Source organism: Bacillus cereus group sp. MYBK15-3, assembly GCF_051916765.1.
GTDB classification, from domain to species: domain Bacteria; phylum Bacillota; class Bacilli; order Bacillales; family Bacillaceae_G; genus Bacillus_A; species Bacillus_A cereus.
In genome coordinates, this window is sequence record NZ_JBQAHG010000006.1 from 179,578 (window position 1) to 206,292 (window position 26,715).

The following is a 26,715-nucleotide window of genomic DNA, read 5'->3' on the forward strand; positions in this document are numbered from 1 at the left end:
AAGAACAGAGGGGCTGAAATAGATTCAGCCCCTTTTATTTTTATAAGGGGAAAATCTTTAATTCAATTAATAGGATAATAGAGAGGTGTAAGTATGGGTGAACGATACGAAGGGCTGCAAGAGTCCTTAAGTAAATTAGGTAGTTTGGTAGAGGAAGAGAAGAGTAAACAGGTGGAAAACCTTGTTAATGAAGATGTACCAATCCATGAAGAGGTGGATGACATCTTTGCAGACGATAAAGATGATTTCGATGTGTTTGGAGCAGCTGCAGAGGATGATGAAGGGTTCTCTTTAGACGATGTTGTGAAAAGCAAAGAAGGAGAAAATGTAGTAGAAGAAGATAATGAAATGATACCTGATGTGTTTGATGCTGTGACAGAGGGCGCTGAGGATAGCGTAAATGGGTTTGAAACGTTTGTAGGTGCAGATTCACATTCTGGTGTGGATATCGGCTTAGAAACGGAAAGCAAAGGCGACATTGAGGATTTTGGTGAGGTTGCTGATTTAAGTCCGTTTGATACTACAAATGATGGCGATAGCGATGTACCTGATGATTTTGATTTCGGTAGTGATGAGTTTGTAGGTCAGATGGAAGATGGGGACTCTAATGAGTCGGTAAGTGAAGTGGAAGGTTTAGATTTCGGTAGCGATGAGTTTGTCAGTCAATTGGGCGATGAGGAGTCTAAGGATATTGATTCGTTTCATGAGGTTGCAGAAGAGGTTAATGATTCGGTAGATGAAGATGACGAACTGATTGAAGAGTCGGCTGTTGTTGAGAATTTCGGTAGTGATGAATTGGCTGAACCTGTGACTGTGGAGAGTGTAGGTGAAGAGGTTAAGGAAGATGTAGAAGTTACACTCGCAGAGGAGGTTAGCGTTGAAGAAAAATCAGAACCGGTAAAACTGGTTAAAGATGGGGTAGAATATCACACAACTACAGGGTCTGTGAGAGAAGACGTACGTGTAGTAACCCCCGAAGATGTCGAAAAGGATGCTCTCAGAAAGGCTGAGATAGAGGCTTCAATTGCGAGGGCGAAAGAGGAAAAAGAGAAACTATTCGGTAATCCGGACGTGCAGGTCAATTTGGATTACGTGTTAGAGGATGAAGAAGGTAACCACATCGAGGCGAGGAACCATGAGGGTACATATCTGATTGACGTTGTGCCAATCGATAAAATTAAAGGTGTTGGGAGTGCGGACGATATTGTAAGGAAGGGTGATTTAGAGTTAGCTGCCTTACAGGAAGATATTCATCGTTTCGGTCTGCTTGAACCAATCCATGTTGTACCTCATAGACATGTAGGGTTTAGGAAGGACGAAGATGACAACGATATTTTGGGGAGACCTTTATACAACCGCTATTTGTTATTGAGTGGGAGAAGACGTTTAGAGGCATGTATTAATCTAGGGTACACAGAAGTCCCAGTGTTAGTGGATTCTACAGTGCCGCCAAAACTAATTAAATTCTATGAAGCGTTAACAAATAACATGAAGGAATACACATTCCCAGAAAAGTTAAGCCATGCAAATTTCCTAAAGAGAACGCAGGAAAATATCACAAATGATATGGTCGAGAGTATTTTAAATTGGCGTTCTGGGGAGTATTTAAAGGCACAATATATCGACCAGATGAAGAACGATTACCCGGATATTTACAGACAGGTAGATATGAGGAAGCTGTCAATCGAGCAAGGGTTTAAAAAGCTTGAAAAAGAGATTGAGAAAGCGGAGAAAGAGCTGCAACAGGCTGAAATGTCTGAGGACGATATCGATGAGAAGTTACGTGAAGATAGCAAGGATGAGTTAACAGAGTTGCAGGTAGATAAGCAGCAACAAACGGTAGGAAACCGCCAGATTCTTGACCCAATGATTCGTAAGTCCGTAGAGGTTAGGGATTTACATTGCCAGTGCTGTGGGTACGGTAAAGGGGAAGAGGATTTCATGGGTGTGTTTAACGTCCATCATATTATTGCAGTGCAGTACGGTGGGTCTGATAGTAAATTCAACTTAATTCTGCTTTGTGCAAACTGCCATAAGCTTGTACATGACTATGAAGTTGGGAGATTCATTCCGGCGCAGCAAACTTATGATAAACGTAGTGATGTAAAACATATTGTCGTGTTAGGAAATATGTTGAAACGTATGCGTGGTATGGCGTTCGATGTGCTGCGTAAGAATCATAAGGATTTATGGAACCTAGTAGATAAAGGTGCATTATCCGTTGGTAAAGCGATATTAAAAGCAGGAATCGATTTAAAAGGTGAGGCAATGTTTGAACCAAATCCGTATGAAAAGTTCAAAGAAGCTACGCTCGACTTAAGTTTAGGTGGAGATATTACAGATGAATTAGGGGTTATTGAGTGGACGAAAGAGGACGATGAGCAACACGAGGAAATTATGTCTTATGGGAAGTTGTAAATCTATTGGAAATGTATAAATAAAGGAAATACATGCAGTAGGGATATCGGGTATAGAGTTTATCAGTGGTAGACAGTAAGTGATAAGGAAACAAATAAAACCGTCAACGTTTTTTGGTACTATAAAGTAAACTTATTAGGAAACCGAGAAATGTTGGGGGTTTTTGTATGGCTAAGCTACAAATGGGTGATATCCTCTTAATACATCTTGATAATCCGTACCATGAGTGGAGAATACGGGATGTGGCTAGACGGTTAAAGTACCCCATTAGAAGAATAGATGTAACAAACAGTACACTGTCTAAGGTAAAACAGTTTCAATACGCATCTTTACATGCCGGAAGGGAAATTATCTGGCTGCGTGTTGAGAAGAATGTAAAGGGTTTTGTAGAGGTTATGCAGCGAGTAAGTCCTGCAAAAAGGGTGTACGTAATTGAACTTAAGAGCCGAGACCTTGCAAAAGACTTGATTCGAATGAAAGTGAAGAGGTTGCGGGTTGTACCGCTAACTAAAGTAAAAACGTTTGATGATAAGCGGGAAGTGTTACGTAACTTATTAAAGCGTTGGGGAGCGGTCTTTGAGAATCAAAAGACGGAAAAAAGTCTTATACGCCTTATGATTCAAAACGAGGATTCTTGGGACGATGTTCGAATCACGGCAGAGATGTTTTACACCTCTGGGCATGTATTTAGCTCGAAGGATGTAGAGGATTTATATCCAGATGATGAGCTGTACAGGTTAGATGAGTGGTTTGATAGGATTTGCGAAGGAAATGTAAAGAGAAAAACCATTCAGATGACGCATTACTATACGCAGAACCGTGGGTACACCGTTGCATGGCTGATAAATAAACTACGGGAAGATATAATTAATCGGAGTTATGTATACCAAGCGTACCGTAAAGGGGTGCTGCGAGTACCTACAGAAAAAGGAAGACTGCAGGAACGATTAGATGCAGTTGGTTGGGCGGATGGTTTACCACTTCTCGATTTAAATTTAAAGCAGCAGGAGAGATATATCAGATACGCACAAGGGGTTTCGTATCGAACATTCGTTGAAATTGAGGAAGTTGTTTTCTCTGGAAGCGAATTTGTGCAGGATGTCGATAGCTTATATGAATTGATGTTAAAAATAAAGGAAATATTTACGAGGTTAGAGGTTAATGACTTGTTAGATTAAATGTGGAGGGGAAGTAAGGATGGCGTTAACTAGGGACAGTTTAACAGATTGCCAATGGAAAGTAGCTAACGGGGAAGTTGTTATTGTAAATGGATTTATACAAGATAATCCGTTTGCACAAACATTAAGAAGTAGTAAAGCAGCACAGTGGATGTTAAACAATCGGGAGAAGGTCAATGCGAAATTGGGGAAACTTCTTTCAGATTATGCAGTGCAGGGTGGGGACTACCAAGACTGCTTCGATTTTGGGTTAAGTTATTTTACAGATAGAGATAGTCGTGTATTTAAGCAGAATTTCCACGGGAAGGGAACAAGCTATAACGTAGGTGCGTACGTAATGAGTAATCTAGCGAACGTGGTGGAGTCTTATCGGAGTAAGCTGAATCCGAAAGATGTAAAGATTTTACCTATGTTGACGGCGGATGAGTCAGAAAGAAATTGTACAGGACACTTGGCGGATATGGTTACGAGCTACAAGGAAATGTCGCCCGAGGACTATGTCACGTCGCAAGACTACGAGTATTGGGATAACTATTTTGAGGGTGTTGTTGACTGGTTTCGTGAACATGCAGAGGAGCAAAAATACGCTGCGTTTAAGTATGATGAATTTGTGTATTACATGTTCTTGGTGAATCGTTCTGTAAGGTCATCTTCAAAAGATGTAGGGAACGCTGCTATTATGGAGCAGTTAAGAAGTACTGCGGAGTTGTGTGGTATGGGTCAGGCTCTTGCTGAGTATGTGTATAAGAAAATGAAGAAGGATATAAACGCTCATGAACCTTGGACGTTCGGATTTGCACAGGGGATTCTTGAGATGCTTGAAGCAGTTAAAAATGGTTGGAAACCTGAGTTTCTAAGGGGTGAATAACGTATGGGTACAAGTTTCTACGAGGGATTAGGGATATTTGGTTGGATTGCTGTGGCAATTCGAATAGCACTTGTTTTATCTATTTTTATGAAACCTAACTGGTGGTTTAACTTTGAGGAACGAATGCCGAGATTTAGTATGTTTGAAGATTACTTATATACAGGTTCACGCATTTTCATCTTCATGGGGTTACGCCTTATTGTGGTATTTTGTGGTATTTGGGTATTTACAAACCTGTTGATACTCATAGGCTGATAGAGAATTGAGCTGAAAAAAGAGAAGATTAAAACTGTACTTTGATAACAAGGGTACAGTTTTTTGTTTTGTAATCCAGTATTATGTGTGTAGGGAAAACATTAGGGACTGGTGATAGGTGTACCCATTTGGCGTTGTATAACGTAAATAGGTGTAATGGTATTCCTTTTCGTTTGCATGCGTGACAGGCGCTGATAGAGGTCATAAAGGGGTGATGACTATCGGGGATTTGATTCCGTTGTGTAAGTATGAAAGGACGCTGATGTGATACAATTTGTTGGGGTAATTCAACAGGTAAGACGTTGTGGTGAGCTTAGATACTGGGAAACTAACATAAAGGAGTAAGAGAGGAAGATAGTTATGTATGAGGTTTATTTTGACTATAAAGATATCGGTGACCAACTGTTGTTAGGGATTGTGGTAAAAGAGGGTGCTGATGTGATTATACAGGATAAGAAAACTGTACCAAAAGACCCTAATTTATCTAATTATGAATATAGTTTGGCAGCATGGAGATGGGCTTCGCAGGCAGTTATAGATGAAGATTTAGATGATGTAAAATTTATGAACCAAAACCAGTATATATTTGATTGGGCAGGTAAGCGTAGATATTCAGATATACGCAAGCCGTACTACGAGGTTATTATTCCAAACCTTGATGCTATGGTAGATGTTGGGTATCAAGTTGGTTTTGAAGTGATAAAAGGAACAAAGAATTTAGCTAAAAAGTATTTAAATGGTATGAGTAAAGGAGTTACGATTGCAGGTAGCTTTAACAGTCTCTTTCAGCAAGCAAAAATTGCTGAGAATCCTATGGATAAAAAGACGGCTAAAAAGGCACGAGGGATTTCTGCTCCAAGAGGGTTAAGAAGTACTTCAGATAGTGGGATGCCGACAAAGCAAGCCGTTGGCGGTAATGTGTTAAGTCTAGGAAGTAATAGACGTAAAAAAGCGTAGTAAAGGTGGCGAGGGATGAACATGGCTAAAGTCTATGAATTTAAAGGAGCGCGTAAAACAAGTGTTGAACTAGATGGGACTACGTTACGAATTCAGAGAGTTGGGTTTATGTCGTCCCTCGATTATTGGTTTAACGGGGATGTTACTTTTGATGTGCTTGACTTGATAGATATGGAAATAAAAGAACCAGGGTTCAGTAACGGGTTTATTCATTTTATTCTACCGGGAAGCTATTCTTCATTTGGAGGTAGCTTGTTAATCGCATTAAACGATAAAAATGCAGTTATATTTACGGATGACGAGTACGATATGGTACAGGAGCTTAAAAAGAATATAGATGACTTGCGAGCGCTTGAAGATAAACGCAAACGAGAGGATGCTAAAATTAGGGTAGATGCTGAAATCGAGCGACAGGAGTGGCTACTAGCTACTGGACGTATACCGTTTGAAGAGTTTTCCGAAAAGAAAAAGAATTTATTAGAATACAGGAGGCTTAACACATGACAATGGGTAATGCAGAATCTATGTTTTTCAGATTGTATATGGTGAATGGGAAAATGGATGTACTGTGTTTAACAGATAAGACAGTGCAGTCGTTTGAAGAGGATTATTTCATGACTGATGAAGATGGGCATATCTTGCAGTTTGATAACGAAGATGCTGCGGTAGATTGGTTACTTAAGAACATCAAACCTGATTTACTTGCACCTAGTTATCGAAATAAAATAATCAACCCGAAACAGAACCGAGAGTATTGGTTAAAGGGTGAGGGAGATTCCGATTTAGGTGAGGAAACGTTTGCTTTAGATATGTACCGCCTATATGTGACTGACGGCAAGGTAGGTGTTGTGTGTATTAAAGATGGGGATGAATCTAACTACGATAAGGGTAAATTCATTACCGAGAGGGATGGAAGTGGTCTTGTCTTTTATTCTGAACCGGCAGCGGTAGAGTGGATGTTAGCTAACGTAAAACATGGGTTAATCCATAGAGAATACGTAAGAACGGCAGCAAGCGCATCTGATAGGGTTAGCGATAATCTGAACTACTGGTTGAACTAATATAGGGGGTTTTCAGTTTGTTAGGGTTGTTTGGGAGAAGTAAAAAGAATGGGTTATTAGAAGATAAGAAGAGTGAAAGCTGTTGGATGTTGTATATGTCGGCGGGTAAATTAACTGCACTTTTTGTGAAAAACGAGGCTGCATACAAGGAGCAAGAAGAGTATTATATGGTGGATGAGAATAAAAAGCCATTGCAGTTCCCAACTAAAGATGAGGCAATCGCTTGGTTATTTGATAATGTAAAACTGGAACTAATAAACGATTTGTACAAACTCATGCCGAAATACAACCCCAAACATTATTTAAAGAACTAAAGTGTAGGTACATACTGGGCTGCTGTTGTAGCCTTTTTCTTTTTGTGGATTGTTGACTAAAATATAAACAAACGGTATAGTATAACCAACAAGACAGTAAAGGACGGGTTCAGATGGCAAAATCGAGAGATATAACAAAAGAAGATGTAGCGGTATGGAAGAAAGAATACGAGAGTGGGGCTTCATTACGTAAGATTGGCGAGACACATAATGTTGATAAAACTACGGTTAAGTATCATCTTAAGGGAGTTGTAGAGTTCCGTGAGAAGTCACCGTTCAAAAAGTATGCGGATGAATGGTATCAACTGCACCTAGAGGGTTGGACGAATGATGCGATTGCCAAGAAATATAATGTAACAAAAACTACTGTTTGGAATATCCTTTCGAAAGAAAAAGGTATAAAGAAAAAGTCAGGAAGAAAAAAGTATGCGCATTTAACCCCTACGTTTATTCAAATGTATAAGGACGGGGCTGACCTTACAGATATCAGCAAAGCAACAGGGGCTTCTAGACAAACGGTGTTGAACTATTTAAATGATGAGGGTGTTACGGCACGTACGTACAGTGAAACTTCTCGTATTCATGAGGTAAAAGAAGATTATTTTGATACTATTGATTCGGATAGAAAGGCTTATATGTTAGGGTTAGTGTTTTCTTCTGGAACGCTTTTAGAGCATCATGGGACAAAATCCCTGCAAGTATCGGGAGCTAATACGAAATCCCATGTTATTGGTGAGATATTTGGGGAGTTAACAGATAGAAAATTGGAGGATATTATGAACGATGGGGATAAATACAAAGACCGCATTTTCTCTCCAAACTTATATAAGTCTTTAAAACGTATAGGGATGGGTCTTAGGGGCGAAATGACGTTTCCAGACCTTACGGGTTCATATCGTTCCGAGTTCCTTCGTGGCTATCTTGTGGGGCGTGTAACGCTAGATGAAAAGTTAAATAATCTCTTCGTAGCTGCAAGACCGAATAATGTAGGTAAGTTACGTGATATGCTTATACAGATTGTGGGGGTAAACTCGGACGCCATTAAGAGCCTTACTGGGTCAGATGATAGGCTTGTTGTCTATAGAAACGATGAGGTAGAAAAAATAATGGAGTTTGTGAAAGAGACTGGTCGCTAGTCTCTTTCTTATTTACGATTTATTGACTAAAATATAAATAAATGGTATAGTAAAACAAAGACAAAGAAGGTGGAGGTAGGCGGTTATGGGGAAATTGAAGGCTGTAAGTTCTGTATGTTTTAGACCGTATATGAAAGCAGGGAAAATGAGTATTGTAGAGGTAAACAGTGTAGATACTTCTGCGTATATAAATGAGAATTTTATGGTAGATGCAAAGGGAAATTACGTGCAGTTTGCTACAGAGGGGGATGCAGTAAATTGGTTATGTGATAACATAAAAACGGAATTAATTCATGAGGATTATGTATCAAAACTAATCAGACCATCTAGCAACCGAGAGTACTGGTTAAAGGCAGAAGTATTGAAACAAGAAAAGGTATTACATATAGGTTCATCTAAGGGGTTACGAGACACACAGGAAATGGAGCTTGGAGAGGTAACAGCTGAAGTGGTAAATTTGGTAACGTATCGACTGTATATACAGAAGGGTAAAGTGTCTGTGGTACGTATAATGGGAGGAGATATATCAGAATATAATCCGTATGCATTCATGGATAAGGCTGATGGAAGTGAACTTGTTTTCGATAGTGAGGGTGAAGCAGTGAATTGGATGGCTGCTAAATTACAAATGAAGACAATACACCCGGATTATTTAGAAAGAGCGGGGTACACGGTTTATAGGGAAAGTTCAATTTCGGGTGATGAGGATTCTTATTCACTTTCGGGTTTCTCTCGTTGATGGGGTGCGTTTGCATCCTTTTTCTTTTGCAAAACATATTGACTAAAATATAAATAAATGGTATAGTAAGGAAAGAACAGAAAGAAAGTGGGTTGGGTAAATGTATGATGGGGTGTACTATAAACTTATGGAGGTAGATGACAAACTGATGGTCATTTGCTTAGGTGACAGTGATGAAATCAACTATGACCAAGATAAATTCTTGGTTACACCTAAAGGAACGCAGTATAAATTCGAAACGGAAGAGGCTGCGCTCAACTTCATGAGATTGTTTGTAAAACCGGAGTTAATTCATGATGACCATAAAGAGGCACTACGTGAATTGGAGATGAACGTGGGGTCTACGTCACCAAAACATAATCCGGATTATTGGTTAAAGTAAAAATTGGGGGAGATACATATGAGAACAGATGTTAAAACAACGTCAGTATGCTTTAGACCTTATGTTAAGGCGGGTAAAATGAGTATTGTTGAGTTAAATAGTGAAGACCCGAGAGTACGTAGAGAGGATTACTTCATGACGGACGTAGACGGGAATTATTTGCAATTCGCTACCGAGGCTGAGGCAGTTGCTTGGGTATGGAAGAACGTAAAGACAGAATTAATCCATGATGACTACCTAGATAAGTTAACCAAACCTGCGGTCAACAGAACCTATTGGTTAAAGGACGAAGTACTGCAGAAAGAGAAGGTGGAGGGTAGTCATTTAGATACATACCGACTATATGCTTCTGAGGGCAAGGTCGATGTTGTACGTATTCTAGATGAAGATGTGACCGAGTATGATATGGACAACTTCATTACAGATAGAAACGGTTATAGCTTAATTTTCTCTACGGAAGATGAGGCAATTGATTGGTTACTTGAGAACGTTAAGCCGGGGTTAATTCATCCTACACGCTTGTTTCCGGAAAGAGATACGGAGCCAATGAAGGTTAAAGGCAATCTAAGTTACTGGTTAAAATAGGGGTGCGTTTGCATCCCTTTTCTTTATGGGAATTTATTGACTAAAATATAAACTTATGGTATATTTACAATAGAATTTTAATAAAGGACGGGATGATATGGCGGCAAAGGGAACACCTAAAGAGACGGTAGCTATGTGGAAAGAAGAGTATGAGGGCGGGGAATCGTTCGCAGCGATTGCACGTAAATATGGGGTAGCTTCTGGTACAGTTAGAAATAATTTAAAAGGAAAGGTAAAGGTGAGGGAGAATGGTACAAGTAAAGAGGTTGTGGAAGAATGGTATCGATTGTGGCTAAGTGGAGTAAGCAAAACTGCAATTGCAAAACAATATAATACAGGCTGTGCAACGGTTTCAAGGGTGCTAGAGAGGGAAAAAGGGGTAAAAAAGATTCAAGGTGAAAGGGAGTTTGAACATTTAATACCTACTTTTAAAAGAATGTACGAGAGCGGGTATGATTTAACCGATATTAGCAAAGAGACAAATGTTTCTCGACAAACAGTGTTAAATTATCTGAATGCGGAAGGGGTAACAATTAGAACGTATAGTGAGGCAACCCGTATGTATGATGTAAAAGACAACTATTTCGATGTAATTGACTCGGAGAGAAAGGCGTATATACTGGGGCTTATTTTCTCTTCGGGAACAATAATAGACCATCGGGATTCGTATTCGCTGCAGATGGTCACATCAAAGCGGAGGGCGCATGTGATTCAAGAGGTGTTTGAGGAGTTGACAAACAAACCAAAAGAAGATATTTGGTTTTCGGCTTCAGATAATAGCTATAAAGACCGGATTTTCTCTAAAACCATATACGATAGGTTAAAGGAGCTGGGGTTAGGGCTTAAGGGTGAAATACATATGCCGAATATAGACAAGAAGTATGTAAAGAGTTTCTTAAAGGGGCATCTTGTGGATAGTGCATCCCTATACGAGAAGAGAAACTATATAAGAATTGGGGGAAGACCGAACATGATGGAGTCTATCCGAAATTTATTGACTCAGTGTGTAGGGGTAAATCCAGAAGCGGTGCTGAGGGAGTCAAAAAGAGGTCATGCTCTCGCTGTGTTTCAAAAGGCAGAGGTAGAAAAAATAAAGGAATTTATGAAAGGGACTCGTTGGTAGTCCCTTTATTTTCGTAAAGATATTGACTAAAATATAAATAATTGGTATAGTAAGTATATAAAGTTAAGCAGAGGGCGTGATGGTATGAAAAACCATGAAGGTGTGGAAATCCGATTAAACGTAAAAACAAAAGGGACTTTAACAAAAGAAGAAAGAGAAACGTTAGAGGTAAACCTGTGGTCGCTTCTGAATGAGGTAAGACCGGACTTGGTAAGTCATGGACTCGCTACAGTTATTGAAAAGGTTGATGTAGTAGGGATTGATACGGAGAATACAGGTTCTACAACGCCTACGAGATTTGGTACAACGGTAGAAAATAATGTAACGTACTCGCCATATGCACAGAAAGATGGCACGATTGCTGTGGCACGTATTGTAGATGATAATCTTTGTGATTATGGTGAGGAGAACTTTATGTATGATGGAGAAGACTTATGTGTGGTCAGCTATCCTACTGAACAAGGGGCAGTGGATTGGGTAAACAAGCATATCAAAAAGGAACTTATCGACCCAAAATATCTAGGTTAAATATAAGGAGTGGTTTACATGTTAAATAACGTGGGATTAGCAAAATCGATTTCGGCAAATGTAGCGGATTATATGATGTCCGATGCAGGGATTACAGTGTGGCGAGGGTTACGCAGTGAAAACCGAAATGTGGAGGAACATATAGCAACTGTCGATGAGTTAGGGGATTCTTTATATCCGGTTGTGTCTAAAGTATTGGATGTCATCGATATTCCAAGAGATGTGTACGATTTGAGATGTTTAGAGGTAGCGTTTAAAGGGCTTATAACGTCTGTCTGGGAGGCTGTATGGTATAAGTGGTCATTTGCCTTCGATAACTATAAACGCTACAAGGAAGGGTACACGCTGCTACATACAAAGGGTGTTCATGCAATTCACATCATGTTAACGGATTGTGTAAATTTCTTGGATGATAAAATGGAGATTCCGCAGGTTCTGGGCGGTGTAGCTGAGGACTTTAGAAACAAGTTAGAAAAAAGCCATGTAAACGAGACAGACTGGTTAGTGGGCGGAACATTCCACAACTTTAAAGGTTCAGAGGGGTATCAGCAAATGGCAGATATGATTGAAATTCCTGATATATTACATAAACAAAGAGCTGAGGTAGCTACTGGGGATGCTGAATCTATTGAAGAGGAAGCAGCTTGGGAAGAGGTGAATATTGTAGAACATGTGAGTCGTCATATTTATGTTATGTATTTAGGGGATGAAGTACCAGAGTATAAGGTAATTCGAAACCCTGAGGGTGAAGGTTGGGTACTCGCTAAATTTGATGATTTTATAGGGGAGTATACGGCTTTTAATGATGATTTCGTGTTTGAGTCAGAAGTGGCAGCCATGAGTTACGTAGATGGCTTAGTATAATAAAAAGTAAACCGTAGAGCTTAACGCCCTGCGGTTTTTCGCTTCTTATTGACTAAAATATAATAAACTGGTATACTGAACGTAACAAGAGTAAAGAGAGGGGACGGTTTTATGTTTACCTGTGATTTTGTAAAAACATACAAAAAAGGTTTATGGGTATATTTGTTTAAGGTAAAGGTAAAGGAATTGTTGGAAAGCTGTGTAGGGAATGAGTATAACGCTATAGATAACCCTACTGGATACGCTGCAAAGGTTACAGATAAACATGTGAGGGAGCGGGCGCAGAAGATTGAAAGTATGGGCAGCATTTTCCTTGTTTTAAAAACTATAATGTTGGCTACAAACAAAGATACAATTCGAGATTTAGATACTTCTGTAGCATTCGAAGCGGATTTACGGGTTGTAGGGGGTCATTTAGATGTGGCAGCACTTCGGTATTTAATAAACAGCTATAGGAAGTCTGGGAGTGAAGATGATGTGGAAAAAGCCAATGAGCTTAGGGAAGCAGATATTCCAGTTATAGTGCTAGCGGTAGGGGATATTCAAAATAGAATTTTTGAATTACAGGCGTATATTTCTATAAACGAGAGAAATAAAGAAATGTCAGTTCTGAGGGCAAAGAAAATGCTCAGGGACTTACAGGGCGTGGGGCTACCTCCGGATTATAGGTTAGAGGATGTGCGAAAAGAGTTTGTGACGCAAATTTCATTGTATTTAACAAGTGCTGATAGTTCTACGGTGTGGAGTACGGCATGGCTTAAGGGTGATGTGTTAGATATTCGCAGTATGCGTGAGTCGTTGCTTCCAGTAGCTGATAAAGTAATAGCGGCGTTGGGCGATGACGTAACGAGTGAGGATTTGTATGCTGCTATAGATAGTGTGAAATATATGGTTGATAGTGCTTGGAGTATGGTGAATTATGAGTGGGGTTCTGCATCTAATTATGATAAGGAAATAGATGAGGATTATGTGCTACATAAAAGTTTGGGTATGTATGTCATCCATTCCTGGTTAGCAGACTGCATATGCGGATTCAATGTGGATGCTGACACGGTGGAAAGGAAGTTAGAGAACGTTAACAATCATACGTATGATGCTTTCAGAGATGCAGTAAAAGAAAATAAACTTGATTTTGGTTGGGAGTGGCATAAGTCTGCAGCATTCGGTACGTTAACCTTAAACGATGTAGACAGGGTTAAACATTATATTAAACATGGGGAGTTCCCAAGTGAATAAAAGACTATCGGTAGAGATAGTCTTTTTTATATGAAACTAGAAATAAAGGAAGAGTAAGACGTGGGTGTACGGGATATGTGATAAGGGTAAGTCCTTTTTAGGTAAGTAGAAACTATATACTACATGTAAATAAATTGAAAAGAGGGGGATGGGTGTGTTAGGTATCAAAGGAAGATTGATAGAGAGTATTAAGAAGATAAAAGAGCGTGGGCTTACGAATAAGTTCATTGTAATAGATGGGACAGCATACGAACGATTACCTAAGAATTATGGGGATGTTATTGACGAGAAGAGTAAGCGTGGGTATATCAAATGGTTATATGAGGGAGAGCATGCAAAAAACAACCTATACGGGTTATTGGCGTTGTCAGAGGAAGAGAGTATACGGGCAATTAAAGTAGAGTTTTGTAATCAGTGGGGAGTTCATCATATCCGTATTGAAGTGTATGCAGATAGTTGGGAAAAGCTAGATGTTGTAACAAACATATTCGGGATACAGAAGAGAGTACCGTGTATGGTTACGCTAGGAGAAAAGGAACATAGGCAGCTAATCAAAGATTTTAAAGAGGTAAAGGCAGTTCTAAGGGTCGTCTGATGTAGATGGCTCTTTTTTGTGTACAGGATTGTGTTACAATTTCAACAAGTAAAGGAAGCTGAATTGGTAGAGAACAAATTATTGACTAAAATATAATAAAATGGTATAGTATAGACAATAAAATGCAAACAAAGGGAGAGGGATTGGAATGGAAGTACGTGAGTATATTCAAGTGAACCAGTTAGGCATGCAGTTTTATATGTTTTCGGTTACAGCAGGGGAGTTAATCAAAAACTATACGTTAGATATACATCATGCTGAGGAAAACCCTACAGGATATCAGCGAGAGTTAATCCCTACATTGTACCGAGATATTGCAAATGTGGTTTTAGACAGAAAAGGTTTGATTTTTTATTCTGAGCAGGTAATGGGTGCAATTGATAAAGAAGATGTGAAAGTAGAGAACGGTGCGCTACATATTTCAGATAAGGTACGTATTGTAGCAGAACAGTATAGGGTGAAGGCGTTAGATTGGGCGATGCAGTTAACACATAAGCGAGACATCGCGGATGCTGATGAGGTAAGAAAGAATATCAGCGAAATGAAGATACCATTTACTTTGTTAGTGATTGATAATGCGTTAGGACAAAAGCGATATGAAATAACTACATTTATACGTGCAAATAAAGGAACTCGAGGAACAAGTGTTGATGTAGCTCGTGAAGTAAAAGAGCGTTTATTTCCAGAGGTTTTAGATTACCTAGATAATGAGGATAAGCTTTACCGAAAAATAGGGGAAAATGTTGCAATGTTTATCAACGGTAAGTCAGATTTAAGAGTTTGGCGTGGTTCGTTATATGAAAACGTTGGCGGAGACAATAAGGTGATGTTGAAGTCTGGGTTCGGGAACTCTATGAGACCTATTATCGATAAATATGTGAAGCAAAGAGGTAAACTGGAAACATTAGAGCAAATCAAAGAGGTTGAGGCGGTTGTGATTGCTATTGTTTCCGGAGGTTGGGAGATTGTCTCAGGTAAGTGGGAAGATGCGTTTAACATGTACGGTGGCTTTAATGCAAACTATATGATTCAGAAAGCTGCGGGTGTCCGTATTATTCATTCACTTTTAGCTGATTGTATGCCAGATTTCGAGGCAGGAAACGAAGAGTTTGCTACTGTAATGCCGAAGGTGGTTAGTCAGACGTTACATAACTTTAAATCTATGATTGACCAAAGCCCTGTTAATACGTATGAGTGGCGCTCGGGCGGGGTGTTAAGTAGTTACAAGGATACAAAACGTATAGAGGCTGTGAAGGGTCAATTTAAAGCCGAGGAGTGTGAAAAGTAGTATGGCGGCTAAAACGAAACTCACGTTAGAGCAGTTAGAGTTACTTAAGAAAATAGCCAGTAAAAAAGATAAGCTATTTGGCGCACCTCGGTATCTAGCAAAAGATAGTGATGGGGAGCTAAGGTCTTATGTAGGTCGAGAGCCTGTGAGGGGTTCAAATGGTTTCTGGGGAGGCGGTTTTGACGTCGTTCCTTACGAAGATTATACGGGTGTAGAGGCAGGTATTCTTAACTTTATCCAGATAGAGCATGAGTTGCCGTTTGATATAGAGAAAATGATACGAACTGGCTACGTTAGGACAACGGAACGCAATGAGTTGTTAGATGTTATGGATAATCGTCAGTTACATGAGTACGCAGGTTCAAAAGAAGATATAGGAATTTTTATCAATGAGTGTTTAGATGATAGCCAGACAACGGTTATAGGGAGGGAGTCGGATTTCTTCCCTCATGGGGTTAATGCTCCTGTTATATTTGTAAATATGCCGGTAAACGCTGAGGGACTATTGCGTATGGTGACACGTACCTATCCTATGCTAATTGTAATAGATGTGTCGAGAAATGAAGTTGCTTATGAACAAATGAAAAGTGAAATACATGGGTTAAACAGAATGGGACACCCAGTTATCGTAGTTAAATAGTATAGAGACTGCCTAAAAGCAGTCTCTTTTCGTATATCCTATTGACTAAAATATAATAAACTGGTATAGTAAAGGTAAGAAAAACGAAGGATGTGGTTGCTATGTTAACAACAAACTATGTAAAAATGAATCAAAACGGGCTAGAATCCTATATGTTTCAAGTCAATGTAGAGGATTTAGTCGCTGATTATACATTAGATATACATGATGAAGAAAAGAATCCGGAAGGTTACCATTATGCGCCTGTAGAGTCTATGTGTATGGGGCTTGCGAACCAGTTGATTCGTAGTAAAGGTAACATGGTTGTACCTATTCAGTTCGTCGGAGCGGTAGATAAAGAAGATGTAAGTGTGAATAATATGTTTGTGAAGTTCGAAGAAAAGGTTCGTATTGTAGTTGGGCAAGACAGAGTACGAGCGTTTGAACTCGCAGTTAAAAAACTAAAGGAGCAGGGGGACGAAAAGCTTCTGTTTACGTTTCTAAACTATAAAGTACCTATCACGGTGATGGTTATTGATAAGGAAAAAGGACAAAGACGTCATGAGTTAGAAACGTATATCTTAGCAAATAAAAGCACGTATATTGCAGGGGTAGATAAGGCGTTAAAGGTAAAAGAAAGATTGTATCCGGATAAAGTAGATTATTTGAACGATACAGAGAAGTTAGTTAAAAATCTAGCCGATGATATCGCAAATTCGGTGAATAATGGGGCAGAAATTGGTGGAACAGTGTGGGAACAAGGCATGATTGGAGGGGAGACAGTAAGTCTAGATGAGTTTAGTGATTCGATACAGCCTGTCATTCGTGAGGTACTAAACCGAATCCCGTCAGTACAAACAAAAGAAGATGTAGATATGTTAGTAGACCGATTAGGGAGATGGTTTGTCTTTAGTTGGTGGGATATTCAAAGACGTTGGAAGGGTACATTTGGGGAAATGGGAAGTCAATTATATGTAATACAGAAGCCTATTGGGGTAAGAGCTTTACATACAATATTAAGCGAGTGCGTTGCAGATAGAACCTACGATTGGTTCTGTAAAGTAGAGGAGCGTGAGGCAGGCAGTAAATTAGAGTCTAAACTGAATCAAGTTACAGAGGAGGCAGGAAAAAGATTTAGTAAAGTACTAAGGGAAAGTCGAGCTTCGGATAATGATTGGTGGTACACATCTTTATTTGAAAAGCTAACTGATGATGATTATCTAAAGGTAGTAAATTATGTGAAACATGGTAAGTTTCCGTGGGAATAAGGGAAGACCTCTATTTGTGAGGTCTTTTGATATAGATACGCCTGTATAAGATTACAGATGTCGATATAGTGAAAACAAGTAAAAAGAAAAAGGGGACGATGTTGTGTTACTAGAGAAGTATATGAAAACAAACCAGAGTGGGTTAGACTCCTATATTGCAGAAGTTACGGTTAAGGATTTAGTAAGTAATTATAGATTTGATGTACATAGTTGGGGTTTAAATAGAGATGGGTATCAGCATTCACCTTATCCAGTGGTTTCTATGGAGATTGCAAATACTATCATTTCCACATTTAGCCGTCTACATGTCCCTATTCATTTCATTGGAGCAATCGATGTAGCTAAGTTAGTAGATGATAATGAGGTACTAAATCTGCAGGGTGAATTAAGGATTGTGGCGGGTCATGACTGGGTTAAAGGTTTTGAGTATGCAATACAGAAGTTAGAGGCTGTGGGAAATATTGATTTACTGACACAGTTGCAAGAATTCAAGATACCTATCACTATTATGGTAATCGATGAAAGTAAAGGACAAAAACTACATGAAATCGATATGTTTATTGGCACTAATCGTGGAATTTGGGAGGGGTATATTGATACTGCAATGGAAGTAAAGGGTAGAGTTTTCCCAGAGACGTTATTGGTTTCTACAGATGAGGACAGTCTTGTTGAGGAGATTACAGATAGTGTTGTGTTAGAAATAAATAACGGAGAGGAGTACTATAGAACGCCTTGGAAAGATGAGATTAGAATTGATAGGAAAGATACGAACAAATCAGTAACAATGTTGGATTTTAGTAAATCCCTAAACCCTGTTGTACGTGAGATGATAAAGCATACGAGACCAATTCAAACAAAAGAGGATGCTAGAATCGTAGAGAGCGTTCTCAAAGATTTAATTATTGGAATCTGGTGGGATATCAAGTATCAGTGGGATGAAGCAACAAAAGAGTACGGTTCAAACAAATACCTTATTCAGCAACTGGTAGGTGTAAAGGCTTTTCATCATACTCTAGTGAATTGTGTTCCGGAGCTGAACGTAACGGATGTAACTACAGGGGATAGAGGAAAAGATTTAAAGGTCATAGCCGATAAAGTAAGAGGAAATTTTAAATTAGTCATAGAAAACAGTGGTGTGAAAGACGAAGACTGGTTACTGGATGGTTTGTTCTCTGGTTTAGACTTGGATGACGGTTACAAGTCCGTGGCGAATTATTTAAGTACAGGAGAGTTTTAAATAAGTAAAGTGAAAAATAAAACCCTACTCATTTGTAAGTGTGAGTAGGGTTTTTCTTATTTTGATACTTTTCGGATGGTTTGGATGTTCTTAAGTAAGCTATAAATCTGCTCGCATGCTTCTGGGTCTTCTGCAATACTTGGAATCTGTACAAGTTTTGTTAACTCAGTTTGAATCTTAGTGGATTCCGTAAAAACCGTTTCAAGCGCCTTGGTGTCCTTCTGAGAGGCTTTCAGAAGCTCCATGTATTTTTCTTTAACTGCTTGGTTTTTCTTATGTAACACGGCTGCTTGGTAGTCTACGCTTTCATATTTTCCGGATTTACTAGCTAACTGAAGTTCAATTTCAACCTTATCTTGTAGTGTTAAGGGTATTTGAAAGTATTTTTCTTCTACACCTAACAGACTAGTTAATTTAGGTAAATGTTTTGATGCTATAGGTTTTACTCCTTTTACCCATGAGTTAACCATTTGTGCGGTTACGCCTAGTTCTGCTGCTAGTTCTTTATGTGGTGTTTCGTTGACAAATAAAATGTAAGTTAATCCGTTCATTGTATTTTATCCTCCTTAGGTTTAAAAATAAACCCAATTAATTTATAAAAGCGGGGTTTACTATTTAACCAAATTATACTATACTAAGGGTAACAAGACAACAAACAAATAAACAAACAAACAAATCGAAACTAGGAGGCTTTACAATGGTTGAATTAAATAAATTAGATTACCAAGACAAATTAAAAATTAAAGATATGGAAGAGGGAAAAACGTACCCAATAACGCAAGGCGATAATGGCTATTCAGATGGTGTAATGGTTACAAAAAACGGGGACGAGCTTCGCTTACGACACTTCTGGGAAGCAGATTGGATAGAAGAAGAGGGTAATGAAGATGGGGCTTACTTTAAAGAGAATGGGCTATATTACCCTACAGATGTAGATTGGGACCAAACCGATGTAATACATAAAGATATCATGCAAATTTTACCAGATGCAATTGAGTACACGTTTGAGGAGATGACTTTAGGTGAATTTTACGAAGTTGTAGTTCTGGGTCTTTACTACGAGAGAAACGAAGAAGGATTTGTCGTACCTAACCATTTAAAAGGGAAATGTATAACGTATAACCGTGAAGGTAAAAAACTACACGGATTAGACTAACGGTAAATTCAATATAAAACAAAAAGAGACTACTCGGATATGGGTAGTCTCTTTTTCGGGTATCTGGCGACTCTTGGGTGTATTTCTAAGTTAGGTGTGGTCGCCACAGGGTTAGTATATGCAGAAGGGAAATAGATTATACATAGTAGACAGACAAAGGGGTTAGCTAGGTTGTGTAGCCAATTACTTTAACAGCTTACTATTGACTAAAATATAATAAACTGGTATATTATAAGTAACAAAAGAAAACAAAAGGAAAGAATTGAAAGGGGTCGTTATACTATGTTTAGTACTGTATATGATATTCGTTTCAAAGGATTAAGTTTAGATGGAAAATGGTTTGAGGGTTTGGTTGATTTTAAACACGTCGGGCAAACGGTAGCAACGTTTATTGATAAACATCAAGTGAAGAAGGACACAGTAGGTCAGTATATCGGTATGGATGGGGCAAAAGGAGAATTGCTCTACGTAGGCGATGTGGTTAAAGTTGAGTATAAAGAGTTCGGTAAAGTTCCTGCGGTTATTGAGTGGGACAGAGAATCTCGTAGTATTAGACTAGCAGTTTATGATAACGTAAAAGCCATCGGAGATAAGCCTTATGATACAATGACGTTAGAAGGTTTTATGGATGGTGACCTAGAACGTATTGGTAATGTCCATTCTGATGAAGATAAAGCGGTATGGGGAGCGTAATAGCTCCCTTTTTACTACTAATAAGGGGTGATTGTTGTGAGTGAATCGGTTAAAAGGAAAGTTGATTTATTAGTACATATGACACAGGATTGCATTCAGAAAGAGAAGGAGTTATCTCGAGAGTTTGATGCGAAATCTACAGTGTTTGCAGATGCTATTCGAACGATGACGCAGTCTGTGTATAAGTTGCTGAAGTTCGATGAGGTTCCGTATGGCGGGGGATGTAAGGGAGAGCCATTAGACGGTGCAATGGTTTACTTCGACTCTCTTTTTAATTTAGTCCTTGATGGGAAGCTAGATGTTTGGGTGTTGGTAGAGTTTCGAAAGGAATATACGAAACTTTCAGATGAAAGCAGTCATGGAGCGCTTACGTATCATGATTTTCATAATCGTAGATTGAAGTTAGAAGAAACATATAAAATAAATTGGCTGTAAACGGGAGGGTGTATTATGGACGAGTTGATACCGAAGGAAGAAAGAGAAACGGTTGATATGTTAATTAGGGTTATGAAGCACAACCTTGATGTGGAAAAGAAGATGACGGAGCTGACAGGTATTAAGAATGATATGTTTCGTTATCCGTTAAGCCAGATGCAGGAGGCAATATTTCGAATACTAAACCTGCAGGACACTGGGGTAGGTACGTACGATTCTGGGGTGTTTCGTCATGTATTTGAGTCTGAGGTAAGCATCTGGGATGTTGTAGATTTTATTGTTGCCCGTAATTTTGTACGTGATAAGTATACAAGGTGTGAGATTGATAGGGATGAACTGTACGAAAAGACGGCAGAGCTTGAAGAAAAATACGGACTTGCAGACTAGGAGGGGTGCTGTGCTTACGATTAAAACAAAGAAAGCCGTAAATAGGTTAGTGGACTCTATTAAAGAGTGTGTGAGGCAAGAACAAGAGTTGACTGCTACGTTTGGTAAGGAAACAACTGTATATGAGGGTGCGGTACAGGGAATGGCAGATGCCGTATATATGTTAATGGGTATGGTTGGTGAGCCATTTCGGGTACACTCGGTTCGGGATTGTACAGGGTTCAAGTTGGTTGTTGAAGGTGGTTTGTTGTTGGAACATATGCCGAGTTACCAGAAGGACTTTGATACTGTAGCGAAGGCATATAAAGCAGGAGAATTAAGTCTGGACGTATTGTGTGATAAGCATGATGAGATAGATAAGAGGTATGGTGTAGTTCCAGTATTATATCGAAAAAAGTTACCAGTATACATGCGATAGGGGGATTAAATCGTGGATACGTTGAGATATGCCGAGGAATTTTTAAGACGGGTATATGCTGCGGGAGTAAACGAAGATATTAAGAGTACCGAGGATATGCTAAAAGAAGAATATACAAAGATTAGAGACTTGTACGTATATGATAATGCCTTAGAGTTTGTGGACTATCAGGATAAATTTCAGTTGTTCGAAGGTGTTGGGGATACGACAGTAGCAAGCATTCGAGGGTCATTGAGTTCTTTTTGGGGTAGGGCTTTAAAAAGCAACGAAGATGTTCGTGGGGTTGATACGTTCACATTGGCGTTTGATTGGATGAGGAGTAAGTATAAAAACTATGTACCAGAACCGGTTCTGGTACGGGATATTGAATTAGTTTTCTATAGGTACAAAAAGGACTACATACGAAAAATCGAGAAACACAGAGAAAACTATCCGGATGGGCATAAGGATGCAGCTATTTATTGTGTAAAGCTGTGGCTAGAGAATGATATAAAGGGGTTAAAGATTTGCTGTGAAGCCTTGGACGAAAGTTCCCTAGAAATGTTAGAGTCCGGTATGGGTTACTTATCGAGAAATCCTGAGGAACTTGCATTTAGTGTACATACATTAGATAGACGTATGGATGAACTAAAGAAGACAGTAAAAGGTAAAATCTATTATGCGTTAGATAGGGAAGACTTCGATTTGATAGGGTTAACAAGCGATAGGTATGTGGAACTTGTAAAGGCTGTAAGAAAGTATAAGAAAGCGGTTCAACAAACGTTGTAAAGTAAGTGGAGGTAAGGGTTATGAACATTACATATGTAAGAAAAAGTGCTGATTTATTTGAGGAAATCATTGTAAAGACTGCGATTTTTAGATACAAAAAGAGCAATGGGGAAAAGGAAGATGTTGAGTTTATCTTGCTTGATATTCCAAAAATACGAGAATCTTTAGCAAACCAAACAACCAGTATACATAAGAAATATATGTTACTAGAGTTGTGGGAGGAGTACCAAGAGAACCTCGAGGCGTTTATCGATGCTGCTATGGATTACATAGCTAGCGTAAACCGTTATAACAAGGCGACAAGGGCGTATAACGAGCTTACACTTACAACTGACCCGCAAGAGGTCGTCATGCGTGACGTAGGTATATTTAAACGCCAGTATAATCAAAGTAAGTTATTACAAGACGCAAGGAAGATGGGAATTTTCCTGCAACAGAATCCAAAAGACGATTATGATATGCCAGATAAAACACCGATTAAAAAGAGTTAGGGGGTAGCAAGGGCGTATGGCTAAATATGTAGGAGTATTCGTAGTTTTATTTTGTGTAAGTTATGCGTTATTGCTTGGATTAACTGACTTAGGTGCATTGGAGGTTTTACGGGATGCCAATGCGATGATGGTTGTTATGCAGTCTAAAGTTGTACTTGCAATGTGTGTAGGGTTAGTGTTTATAAGCAGTGGAGGGCTTATGTCATTATTAAAGAATGACATGAAATATATCGTTAACGGTAGCATGATTGGTTGCGTGTGTATGTTAGGGATTATGTTGTGGGATTTCGTAAGTAAAACAATCCTTCAAAATATATAAAGGATAGGTGGTTACAGTGGCAGCAGCTTCGATAAAGGTTATTGTGGACGGTGTAGTGTTGCGTATACATGGTGGGAATCGTTCTTGGGTTCGTGATATGTACAATGAGTATCTGAATATGACTTATGAAGAGTTTATAAAGGTACATCCAAGCGTTACAGAAGATGAATTTAAACGAGTACAATTTGTGGTTAAGTACAATAAGAAAAGCAGAGGAGGGTATCCTCTTGGGGTGACGGCTCGCTTAGAGTTAAAAGCAATAAATTGGTTTGGGGACACCTATATTCAAATTAAGGATAAAGGAACTGGGAATAAGGTAGAGCTTACGTCTGTTCAACTAAACAAAATTATACGTAGTGAAAGCACGAAAGGGTTCATTCCTACTGGAGGATGGTCTAAGGATGGCGACAAAATCACAGTGTACAACGAAGAGGATGGGCGTAAAATCGAAGTCACATTTACGGTTCATGAGTTAGATTTATTGTTGAATTAAATGGTTTTGTAAAAAAGGTAGTTACCTCTTAACTACCTTTTTTGTGTTCAGAAGATGCAGAGATAACAAATAAACGTAATTAGGTAAGTAATGGTGGTATTCTGTCAGTAGGGAAGTAATTACAGGAAGGTGATAGGTGTGGTAACGGATAAATACAGGGTTAAAGTAGATAGAGTGCGGTTGGCTAAGGTGTTTAAAATCACAGAGGTTGCTACAGGTAAATGGATTGAATCGCCGCAGTGGATATTGCGTTCGATATTGGCGACAAACGAGTTGAGTGGGCGGTTTCACCACCTTACTTGGATTCGAGTAGAGGATAATATTTCAATTTACCATACGGATGAGGGTGAGACACATATTATCCGTGGTACGGTTGGAGATTTGGAGGAGTTAATAGAGAAGTAAACGCAATAGGGAAGGTGAGGGATATAGAGATGGAGTTTAAAAAAGAACGGATTGTAAGTAAGAAAGAGGCTGAGGCGCAGTTAAGGCATACGATTTTAGAAGACGGGGAAGTCACAAAGAACGCCACGTTTTCTCTGTCGGATGTGGATACGAAAAGAATTGAAGATATAAGCAAGCAAAATAAACTCTTAGAAGAAAGGTACGGGCTTAAGGGGTTACCTACTACAAAAGCAGATATTATTGCTAATGCAATTGAGGTGTACGTTAAGGGATATTTTGAGAGCCTACATAAATTAGGATTAGAGTTCGATGGGGCAGATAACGTTGAATGTAGAAAAGACTCTCCTTTATTGGGATTAGATACATTAGTTGTTCCCGCTAGGAAGGAAACGTTTGAGAAAACATTTATAAAGCACCGGGAGATAGGGGTTCGAACGTCCGATTGGCGGTTAGAGACTATTAAGAATGTAGCGATTTACGTAGACACGCCAGTAGAAAAAATTACACATTATGCAGCGGTTGAGGGTATTTCGGAACTGTGCAGAGGTATATATGCAATTAGGGTTGGTGAGCCTGTAGCGTTAGATAATCCAATCGAATTGGCGATTGATGATAAGGTAGGTATTCACAGGGTTACATATACAACGGTAGACAAGTTAAAGAGCGCAAAGTATATACATGAACTCTCACGTTAGGGGTGTAAATGGAGAATAGGGGGATAAATTGTGAGATTTAAAAACGAAATTTATCAGTGTTTTATTAAATACAAGGACGAGGAACGATTGGTAGAGCATAAGAAGAGTAAGGGTAGGGAAAATGTGCTGCATTTCTATGATATGGAGGAGGATAAGTTCCGTAGGTTACTAAACACATATACTTGGTTAGCGATGTTCAACTCTCCTTACTTACGTGTAGAGAATCCTGTACATAAGCCGACAAACGAGGATATTGTAGAGGCGATGGAGTTGTTGCGAAATGAGGGTGATGACTTAATTGTATATGCTAAAAAACATCCCAAAGGGGACTTACGTACGGACTTAATGAAGATGGCTAAAAAAGAGATAGATTGCGCAGCGTATTATATCGGGTTAGCGCAAGAGGACTTCTATAAAGGTAAAGAATTGAAAACAATAACGCCGTTAAAAGAGGTGGAGTAAGATATGTGTAAGGTAGAAGAGTACCCAACTTGTAAACGCTGTGGAAAACCGGTAGTTAAGGGTAAGAAGGACTATAGTTTGTTCGAAGGGATGCATTGGGTTTGTTTTCATTTTGAGTTTGAGCATGGGGAGTTCGACCCTGATGAGCCTTGTAATGACCCGGGGTGTGTATGGAATCGAATAAAGGATAAAGAAGATGGTGAGGAATTGTAATGTGTATGGAACATGATTTGAACGCTGAAGGAGCGGTTAAAACGGACGAGACTGCGTATTTAGTGGTAGATGTGGTGCTGCTAGATGGGAAAGAGCTACTAGGTTACGTCGTGTTTAAGGAAGTCGATGCGTTCAGTAAAGAGTATGTAAGTGATGTGGGTCAGGTAAACCAGATGTTCCAATTGTACCCTTGGGGAAATGAAGTAAGGCGTATTTATTTGCAGGGTGTGGTCAGTAGGGAGCAGGTGGTTACAACGCCAAATAAGGTAAAGAGTGTAAAACCGTACTGGGTAAACGCTAAAGGTGAAGTAATAAAAGGAGCGGAGAGTAGCTTATGATAACTGTAAAAATGGAGAAACAACGGCTTATAAGTACCTCTGATGAACGATTTGAGTGCGGACAGCTTATCCGAACTAAAAAAGGAGTGCAAACGGTCTATGAGTTTCCGTTCGTAGATACCGATAAGGTAAAGACTGCACTGTTAAAGCAGAAGACAGGGCTAGATACTAAGTTTTATTTGTTTGGGGAGTGGAAGAATTTCCAAAGACACGTAAAGGTATTTTTAGAAAAGGCTGAAGGTTTTGCAAAGGCTTGTACTGCGTATGCTGCGGAAAAGGAGAATTTTACAACAATACCGGGTTGGTTTGAACCATTGGATGTTATCTGTAAGGATGCAGAGAAGTACATAGCTATGTATGAGAACCAAGGAACAATTAACGATGCAATGCATTTAGTTTTGCAGTTACAGGCGTTTCCGGGGGTAGAGTATCCGTATCAGTTACGTGAGGATGAAGATGATGAGGTAATTTCAGCATTGGTTATTGATGTTGAGCTTGTGGATGGGACAATTCTTAAGAGCTGCCTTGTATATAAAGAAGATGAGATTGAAGGTAAGCGTTATGTAAATGACGAGGAGCTTATTGGTAAATTGGTAACTACGTATCCGTACGGAGAGGCAGTAAATCCAGTACATTTAAAAGGGTTAAAGAGTAAGATACAAGTTACGGTAGAGCCTTCTAGTATAAAAAGGTGGGAGCGCCGTTGGGCGTATGCGAATACGTCTGATTTGTAAGGGAGGGTGAAATATACCCTTTTTTACGTACATATTATTGACTAAATTATAATTTTC

At 39.2% G+C, this 26,715-nt stretch carries 37 protein-coding genes; 36 read left to right on the plus strand and 1 reads right to left on the minus strand.

The annotated features are described in order from the left end of the window. Positions 1-93: 93 nt before the first annotated feature. The 21 genes from ACTFR8_RS23085 to ACTFR8_RS23185 all read left to right on the plus strand — a co-directional run bounded on the left by ACTFR8_RS23085 (position 94) and on the right by ACTFR8_RS23185 (position 18,651). Positions 94-2,418, plus strand: coding sequence for an HNH endonuclease (locus tag ACTFR8_RS23085; RefSeq protein ID WP_440028167.1), 2,325 nt, complete (start codon positions 94-96; stop codon positions 2,416-2,418). A gap of 167 nt (positions 2,419-2,585) precedes the next feature. Continuing rightward, complete coding sequence (locus ACTFR8_RS23090; protein ID WP_440028170.1) at positions 2,586-3,596, plus strand: hypothetical protein; 1,011 nt, start codon at positions 2,586-2,588, stop codon at positions 3,594-3,596. 19 nt (positions 3,597-3,615) lie between these two features. Further along, a complete protein-coding gene (locus ACTFR8_RS23095; protein WP_440028172.1) occupies positions 3,616-4,464 on the plus strand; it encodes a hypothetical protein in 849 nt (282 codons plus the stop codon). A 3-nt stretch (positions 4,465-4,467) separates the two neighbouring features. Continuing rightward, on the plus strand, positions 4,468-4,719 hold the full coding sequence (locus ACTFR8_RS23100; protein WP_221660394.1) for a hypothetical protein: 252 nt from the start codon (positions 4,468-4,470) through the stop codon (positions 4,717-4,719). A 360-nt stretch (positions 4,720-5,079) separates the two neighbouring features. Then, positions 5,080-5,676 carry a hypothetical protein gene (locus tag ACTFR8_RS23105; RefSeq protein ID WP_440028175.1) on the plus strand — a complete coding sequence of 199 codons (597 nt, stop codon included), beginning with the start codon at positions 5,080-5,082 and terminating at the stop codon, positions 5,674-5,676. 15 nt (positions 5,677-5,691) lie between these two features. Next, positions 5,692-6,180 carry a DUF4429 domain-containing protein gene (locus ACTFR8_RS23110; protein WP_440028177.1) on the plus strand — a complete coding sequence of 163 codons (489 nt, stop codon included), beginning with the start codon at positions 5,692-5,694 and terminating at the stop codon, positions 6,178-6,180. Beyond that, positions 6,177-6,737, plus strand: a complete 561-nt coding sequence (locus tag ACTFR8_RS23115; protein WP_440028179.1) for a hypothetical protein — start codon at positions 6,177-6,179, stop codon at positions 6,735-6,737. The genes ACTFR8_RS23110 and ACTFR8_RS23115 overlap by 4 nt, the downstream gene beginning before the upstream one ends. Before the next feature lie 17 nt (positions 6,738-6,754). Beyond that, on the plus strand, positions 6,755-7,051 hold the full coding sequence (locus ACTFR8_RS23120; RefSeq protein WP_440028182.1) for a hypothetical protein: 297 nt from the start codon (positions 6,755-6,757) through the stop codon (positions 7,049-7,051). 113 nt (positions 7,052-7,164) lie between these two features. After that, a complete protein-coding gene (locus ACTFR8_RS23125) occupies positions 7,165-8,187 on the plus strand; it encodes an endonuclease (protein ID WP_440028185.1) in 1,023 nt (340 codons plus the stop codon). Between the two features lie 85 nt (positions 8,188-8,272). After that, a complete protein-coding gene (locus ACTFR8_RS23130) occupies positions 8,273-8,926 on the plus strand; it encodes a hypothetical protein (RefSeq protein WP_440028187.1) in 654 nt (217 codons plus the stop codon). A gap of 100 nt (positions 8,927-9,026) precedes the next feature. Next, positions 9,027-9,308 carry a hypothetical protein gene (locus tag ACTFR8_RS23135; protein WP_440028189.1) on the plus strand — a complete coding sequence of 94 codons (282 nt, stop codon included), beginning with the start codon at positions 9,027-9,029 and terminating at the stop codon, positions 9,306-9,308. A gap of 18 nt (positions 9,309-9,326) precedes the next feature. Further along, positions 9,327-9,893, plus strand: coding sequence for a hypothetical protein (locus ACTFR8_RS23140; protein ID WP_440028192.1), 567 nt, complete (start codon positions 9,327-9,329; stop codon positions 9,891-9,893). Positions 9,894-9,990: 97 nt separating this feature from the next. Then, on the plus strand, positions 9,991-11,016 hold the full coding sequence (locus tag ACTFR8_RS23145; protein ID WP_440028194.1) for a helix-turn-helix domain-containing protein: 1,026 nt from the start codon (positions 9,991-9,993) through the stop codon (positions 11,014-11,016). Between the two features lie 84 nt (positions 11,017-11,100). Continuing rightward, positions 11,101-11,544 carry a hypothetical protein gene (locus tag ACTFR8_RS23150; protein WP_440028197.1) on the plus strand — a complete coding sequence of 148 codons (444 nt, stop codon included), beginning with the start codon at positions 11,101-11,103 and terminating at the stop codon, positions 11,542-11,544. Positions 11,545-11,562: 18 nt separating this feature from the next. Beyond that, positions 11,563-12,408: a hypothetical protein gene (locus tag ACTFR8_RS23155; RefSeq protein ID WP_440028199.1), complete on the plus strand. Its 846-nt coding sequence runs from the start codon at positions 11,563-11,565 to the stop codon at positions 12,406-12,408. A 111-nt stretch (positions 12,409-12,519) separates the two neighbouring features. After that, on the plus strand, positions 12,520-13,644 hold the full coding sequence (locus ACTFR8_RS23160) for a hypothetical protein (protein WP_440028202.1): 1,125 nt from the start codon (positions 12,520-12,522) through the stop codon (positions 13,642-13,644). A 154-nt stretch (positions 13,645-13,798) separates the two neighbouring features. Then, complete coding sequence (locus tag ACTFR8_RS23165; RefSeq protein ID WP_440028204.1) at positions 13,799-14,239, plus strand: hypothetical protein; 441 nt, start codon at positions 13,799-13,801, stop codon at positions 14,237-14,239. A gap of 148 nt (positions 14,240-14,387) precedes the next feature. After that, positions 14,388-15,527, plus strand: coding sequence for a hypothetical protein (locus ACTFR8_RS23170; RefSeq protein ID WP_440028207.1), 1,140 nt, complete (start codon positions 14,388-14,390; stop codon positions 15,525-15,527). A 1-nt stretch (position 15,528) separates the two neighbouring features. Then, on the plus strand, positions 15,529-16,167 hold the full coding sequence (locus ACTFR8_RS23175) for a hypothetical protein (protein ID WP_440028210.1): 639 nt from the start codon (positions 15,529-15,531) through the stop codon (positions 16,165-16,167). Positions 16,168-16,268: 101 nt separating this feature from the next. Continuing rightward, positions 16,269-17,414 carry a hypothetical protein gene (locus ACTFR8_RS23180; RefSeq protein ID WP_440028213.1) on the plus strand — a complete coding sequence of 382 codons (1,146 nt, stop codon included), beginning with the start codon at positions 16,269-16,271 and terminating at the stop codon, positions 17,412-17,414. Between the two features lie 103 nt (positions 17,415-17,517). After that, positions 17,518-18,651, plus strand: a complete 1,134-nt coding sequence (locus ACTFR8_RS23185) for a hypothetical protein (RefSeq protein WP_440028214.1) — start codon at positions 17,518-17,520, stop codon at positions 18,649-18,651. Between the two features lie 56 nt (positions 18,652-18,707). Here ACTFR8_RS23185 and ACTFR8_RS23190 read toward each other — a convergent pair whose 3' ends face one another. Then, positions 18,708-19,202, minus strand: a complete 495-nt coding sequence (locus ACTFR8_RS23190; RefSeq protein ID WP_440028216.1) for a helix-turn-helix domain-containing protein — start codon at positions 19,200-19,202, stop codon at positions 18,708-18,710. A 146-nt stretch (positions 19,203-19,348) separates the two neighbouring features. Here ACTFR8_RS23190 and ACTFR8_RS23195 point away from each other — a divergent pair, with 146 nt between their 5' ends. The 15 genes from ACTFR8_RS23195 to ACTFR8_RS23265 all read left to right on the plus strand — a co-directional run bounded on the left by ACTFR8_RS23195 (position 19,349) and on the right by ACTFR8_RS23265 (position 26,658). Next, positions 19,349-19,807 carry a hypothetical protein gene (locus ACTFR8_RS23195; protein ID WP_440028219.1) on the plus strand — a complete coding sequence of 153 codons (459 nt, stop codon included), beginning with the start codon at positions 19,349-19,351 and terminating at the stop codon, positions 19,805-19,807. Between the two features lie 282 nt (positions 19,808-20,089). Further along, a complete protein-coding gene (locus ACTFR8_RS23200) occupies positions 20,090-20,500 on the plus strand; it encodes a YopX family protein (protein WP_440028222.1) in 411 nt (136 codons plus the stop codon). 36 nt (positions 20,501-20,536) lie between these two features. Further along, positions 20,537-20,935, plus strand: a complete 399-nt coding sequence (locus tag ACTFR8_RS23205; protein ID WP_440028225.1) for a hypothetical protein — start codon at positions 20,537-20,539, stop codon at positions 20,933-20,935. Positions 20,936-20,950: 15 nt separating this feature from the next. After that, on the plus strand, positions 20,951-21,322 hold the full coding sequence (locus ACTFR8_RS23210; RefSeq protein WP_440028227.1) for a hypothetical protein: 372 nt from the start codon (positions 20,951-20,953) through the stop codon (positions 21,320-21,322). Positions 21,323-21,332: 10 nt separating this feature from the next. After that, positions 21,333-21,740: a hypothetical protein gene (locus ACTFR8_RS23215; protein ID WP_440028229.1), complete on the plus strand. Its 408-nt coding sequence runs from the start codon at positions 21,333-21,335 to the stop codon at positions 21,738-21,740. Between the two features lie 12 nt (positions 21,741-21,752). After that, positions 21,753-22,508 (plus strand): hypothetical protein, encoded by a 756-nt coding sequence (locus tag ACTFR8_RS23220; RefSeq protein WP_440028232.1) that lies wholly within the window; start codon positions 21,753-21,755, stop codon positions 22,506-22,508. 20 nt (positions 22,509-22,528) lie between these two features. Next, a complete protein-coding gene (locus ACTFR8_RS23225; RefSeq protein WP_221660420.1) occupies positions 22,529-22,999 on the plus strand; it encodes a hypothetical protein in 471 nt (156 codons plus the stop codon). A gap of 16 nt (positions 23,000-23,015) precedes the next feature. After that, positions 23,016-23,318 carry a hypothetical protein gene (locus ACTFR8_RS23230; RefSeq protein ID WP_440028234.1) on the plus strand — a complete coding sequence of 101 codons (303 nt, stop codon included), beginning with the start codon at positions 23,016-23,018 and terminating at the stop codon, positions 23,316-23,318. 16 nt (positions 23,319-23,334) lie between these two features. Continuing rightward, positions 23,335-23,811, plus strand: coding sequence for a hypothetical protein (locus tag ACTFR8_RS23235; RefSeq protein ID WP_440028236.1), 477 nt, complete (start codon positions 23,335-23,337; stop codon positions 23,809-23,811). 138 nt (positions 23,812-23,949) lie between these two features. Continuing rightward, positions 23,950-24,216 (plus strand): hypothetical protein, encoded by a 267-nt coding sequence (locus ACTFR8_RS23240; protein WP_440028239.1) that lies wholly within the window; start codon positions 23,950-23,952, stop codon positions 24,214-24,216. A 29-nt stretch (positions 24,217-24,245) separates the two neighbouring features. Then, complete coding sequence (locus ACTFR8_RS23245) at positions 24,246-24,911, plus strand: hypothetical protein (protein WP_440028242.1); 666 nt, start codon at positions 24,246-24,248, stop codon at positions 24,909-24,911. A gap of 30 nt (positions 24,912-24,941) precedes the next feature. Next, the gene (locus tag ACTFR8_RS23250; protein WP_221660424.1) at positions 24,942-25,373 is read left to right on the plus strand and encodes a hypothetical protein; all 432 of its coding nucleotides are present in this window, start codon (positions 24,942-24,944) and stop codon (positions 25,371-25,373) included. Between the two features lie 3 nt (positions 25,374-25,376). Further along, positions 25,377-25,586, plus strand: coding sequence for a hypothetical protein (locus tag ACTFR8_RS23255; protein ID WP_221660425.1), 210 nt, complete (start codon positions 25,377-25,379; stop codon positions 25,584-25,586). Continuing rightward, complete coding sequence (locus tag ACTFR8_RS23260) at positions 25,586-25,924, plus strand: hypothetical protein (protein WP_221660426.1); 339 nt, start codon at positions 25,586-25,588, stop codon at positions 25,922-25,924. Before ACTFR8_RS23255 ends, ACTFR8_RS23260 begins: the two co-directional genes overlap by 1 nt. Beyond that, positions 25,921-26,658, plus strand: a complete 738-nt coding sequence (locus ACTFR8_RS23265; protein ID WP_221660427.1) for a hypothetical protein — start codon at positions 25,921-25,923, stop codon at positions 26,656-26,658. The genes ACTFR8_RS23260 and ACTFR8_RS23265 overlap by 4 nt, the downstream gene beginning before the upstream one ends. The last annotated feature ends 57 nt before the right edge of the window (positions 26,659-26,715 follow it).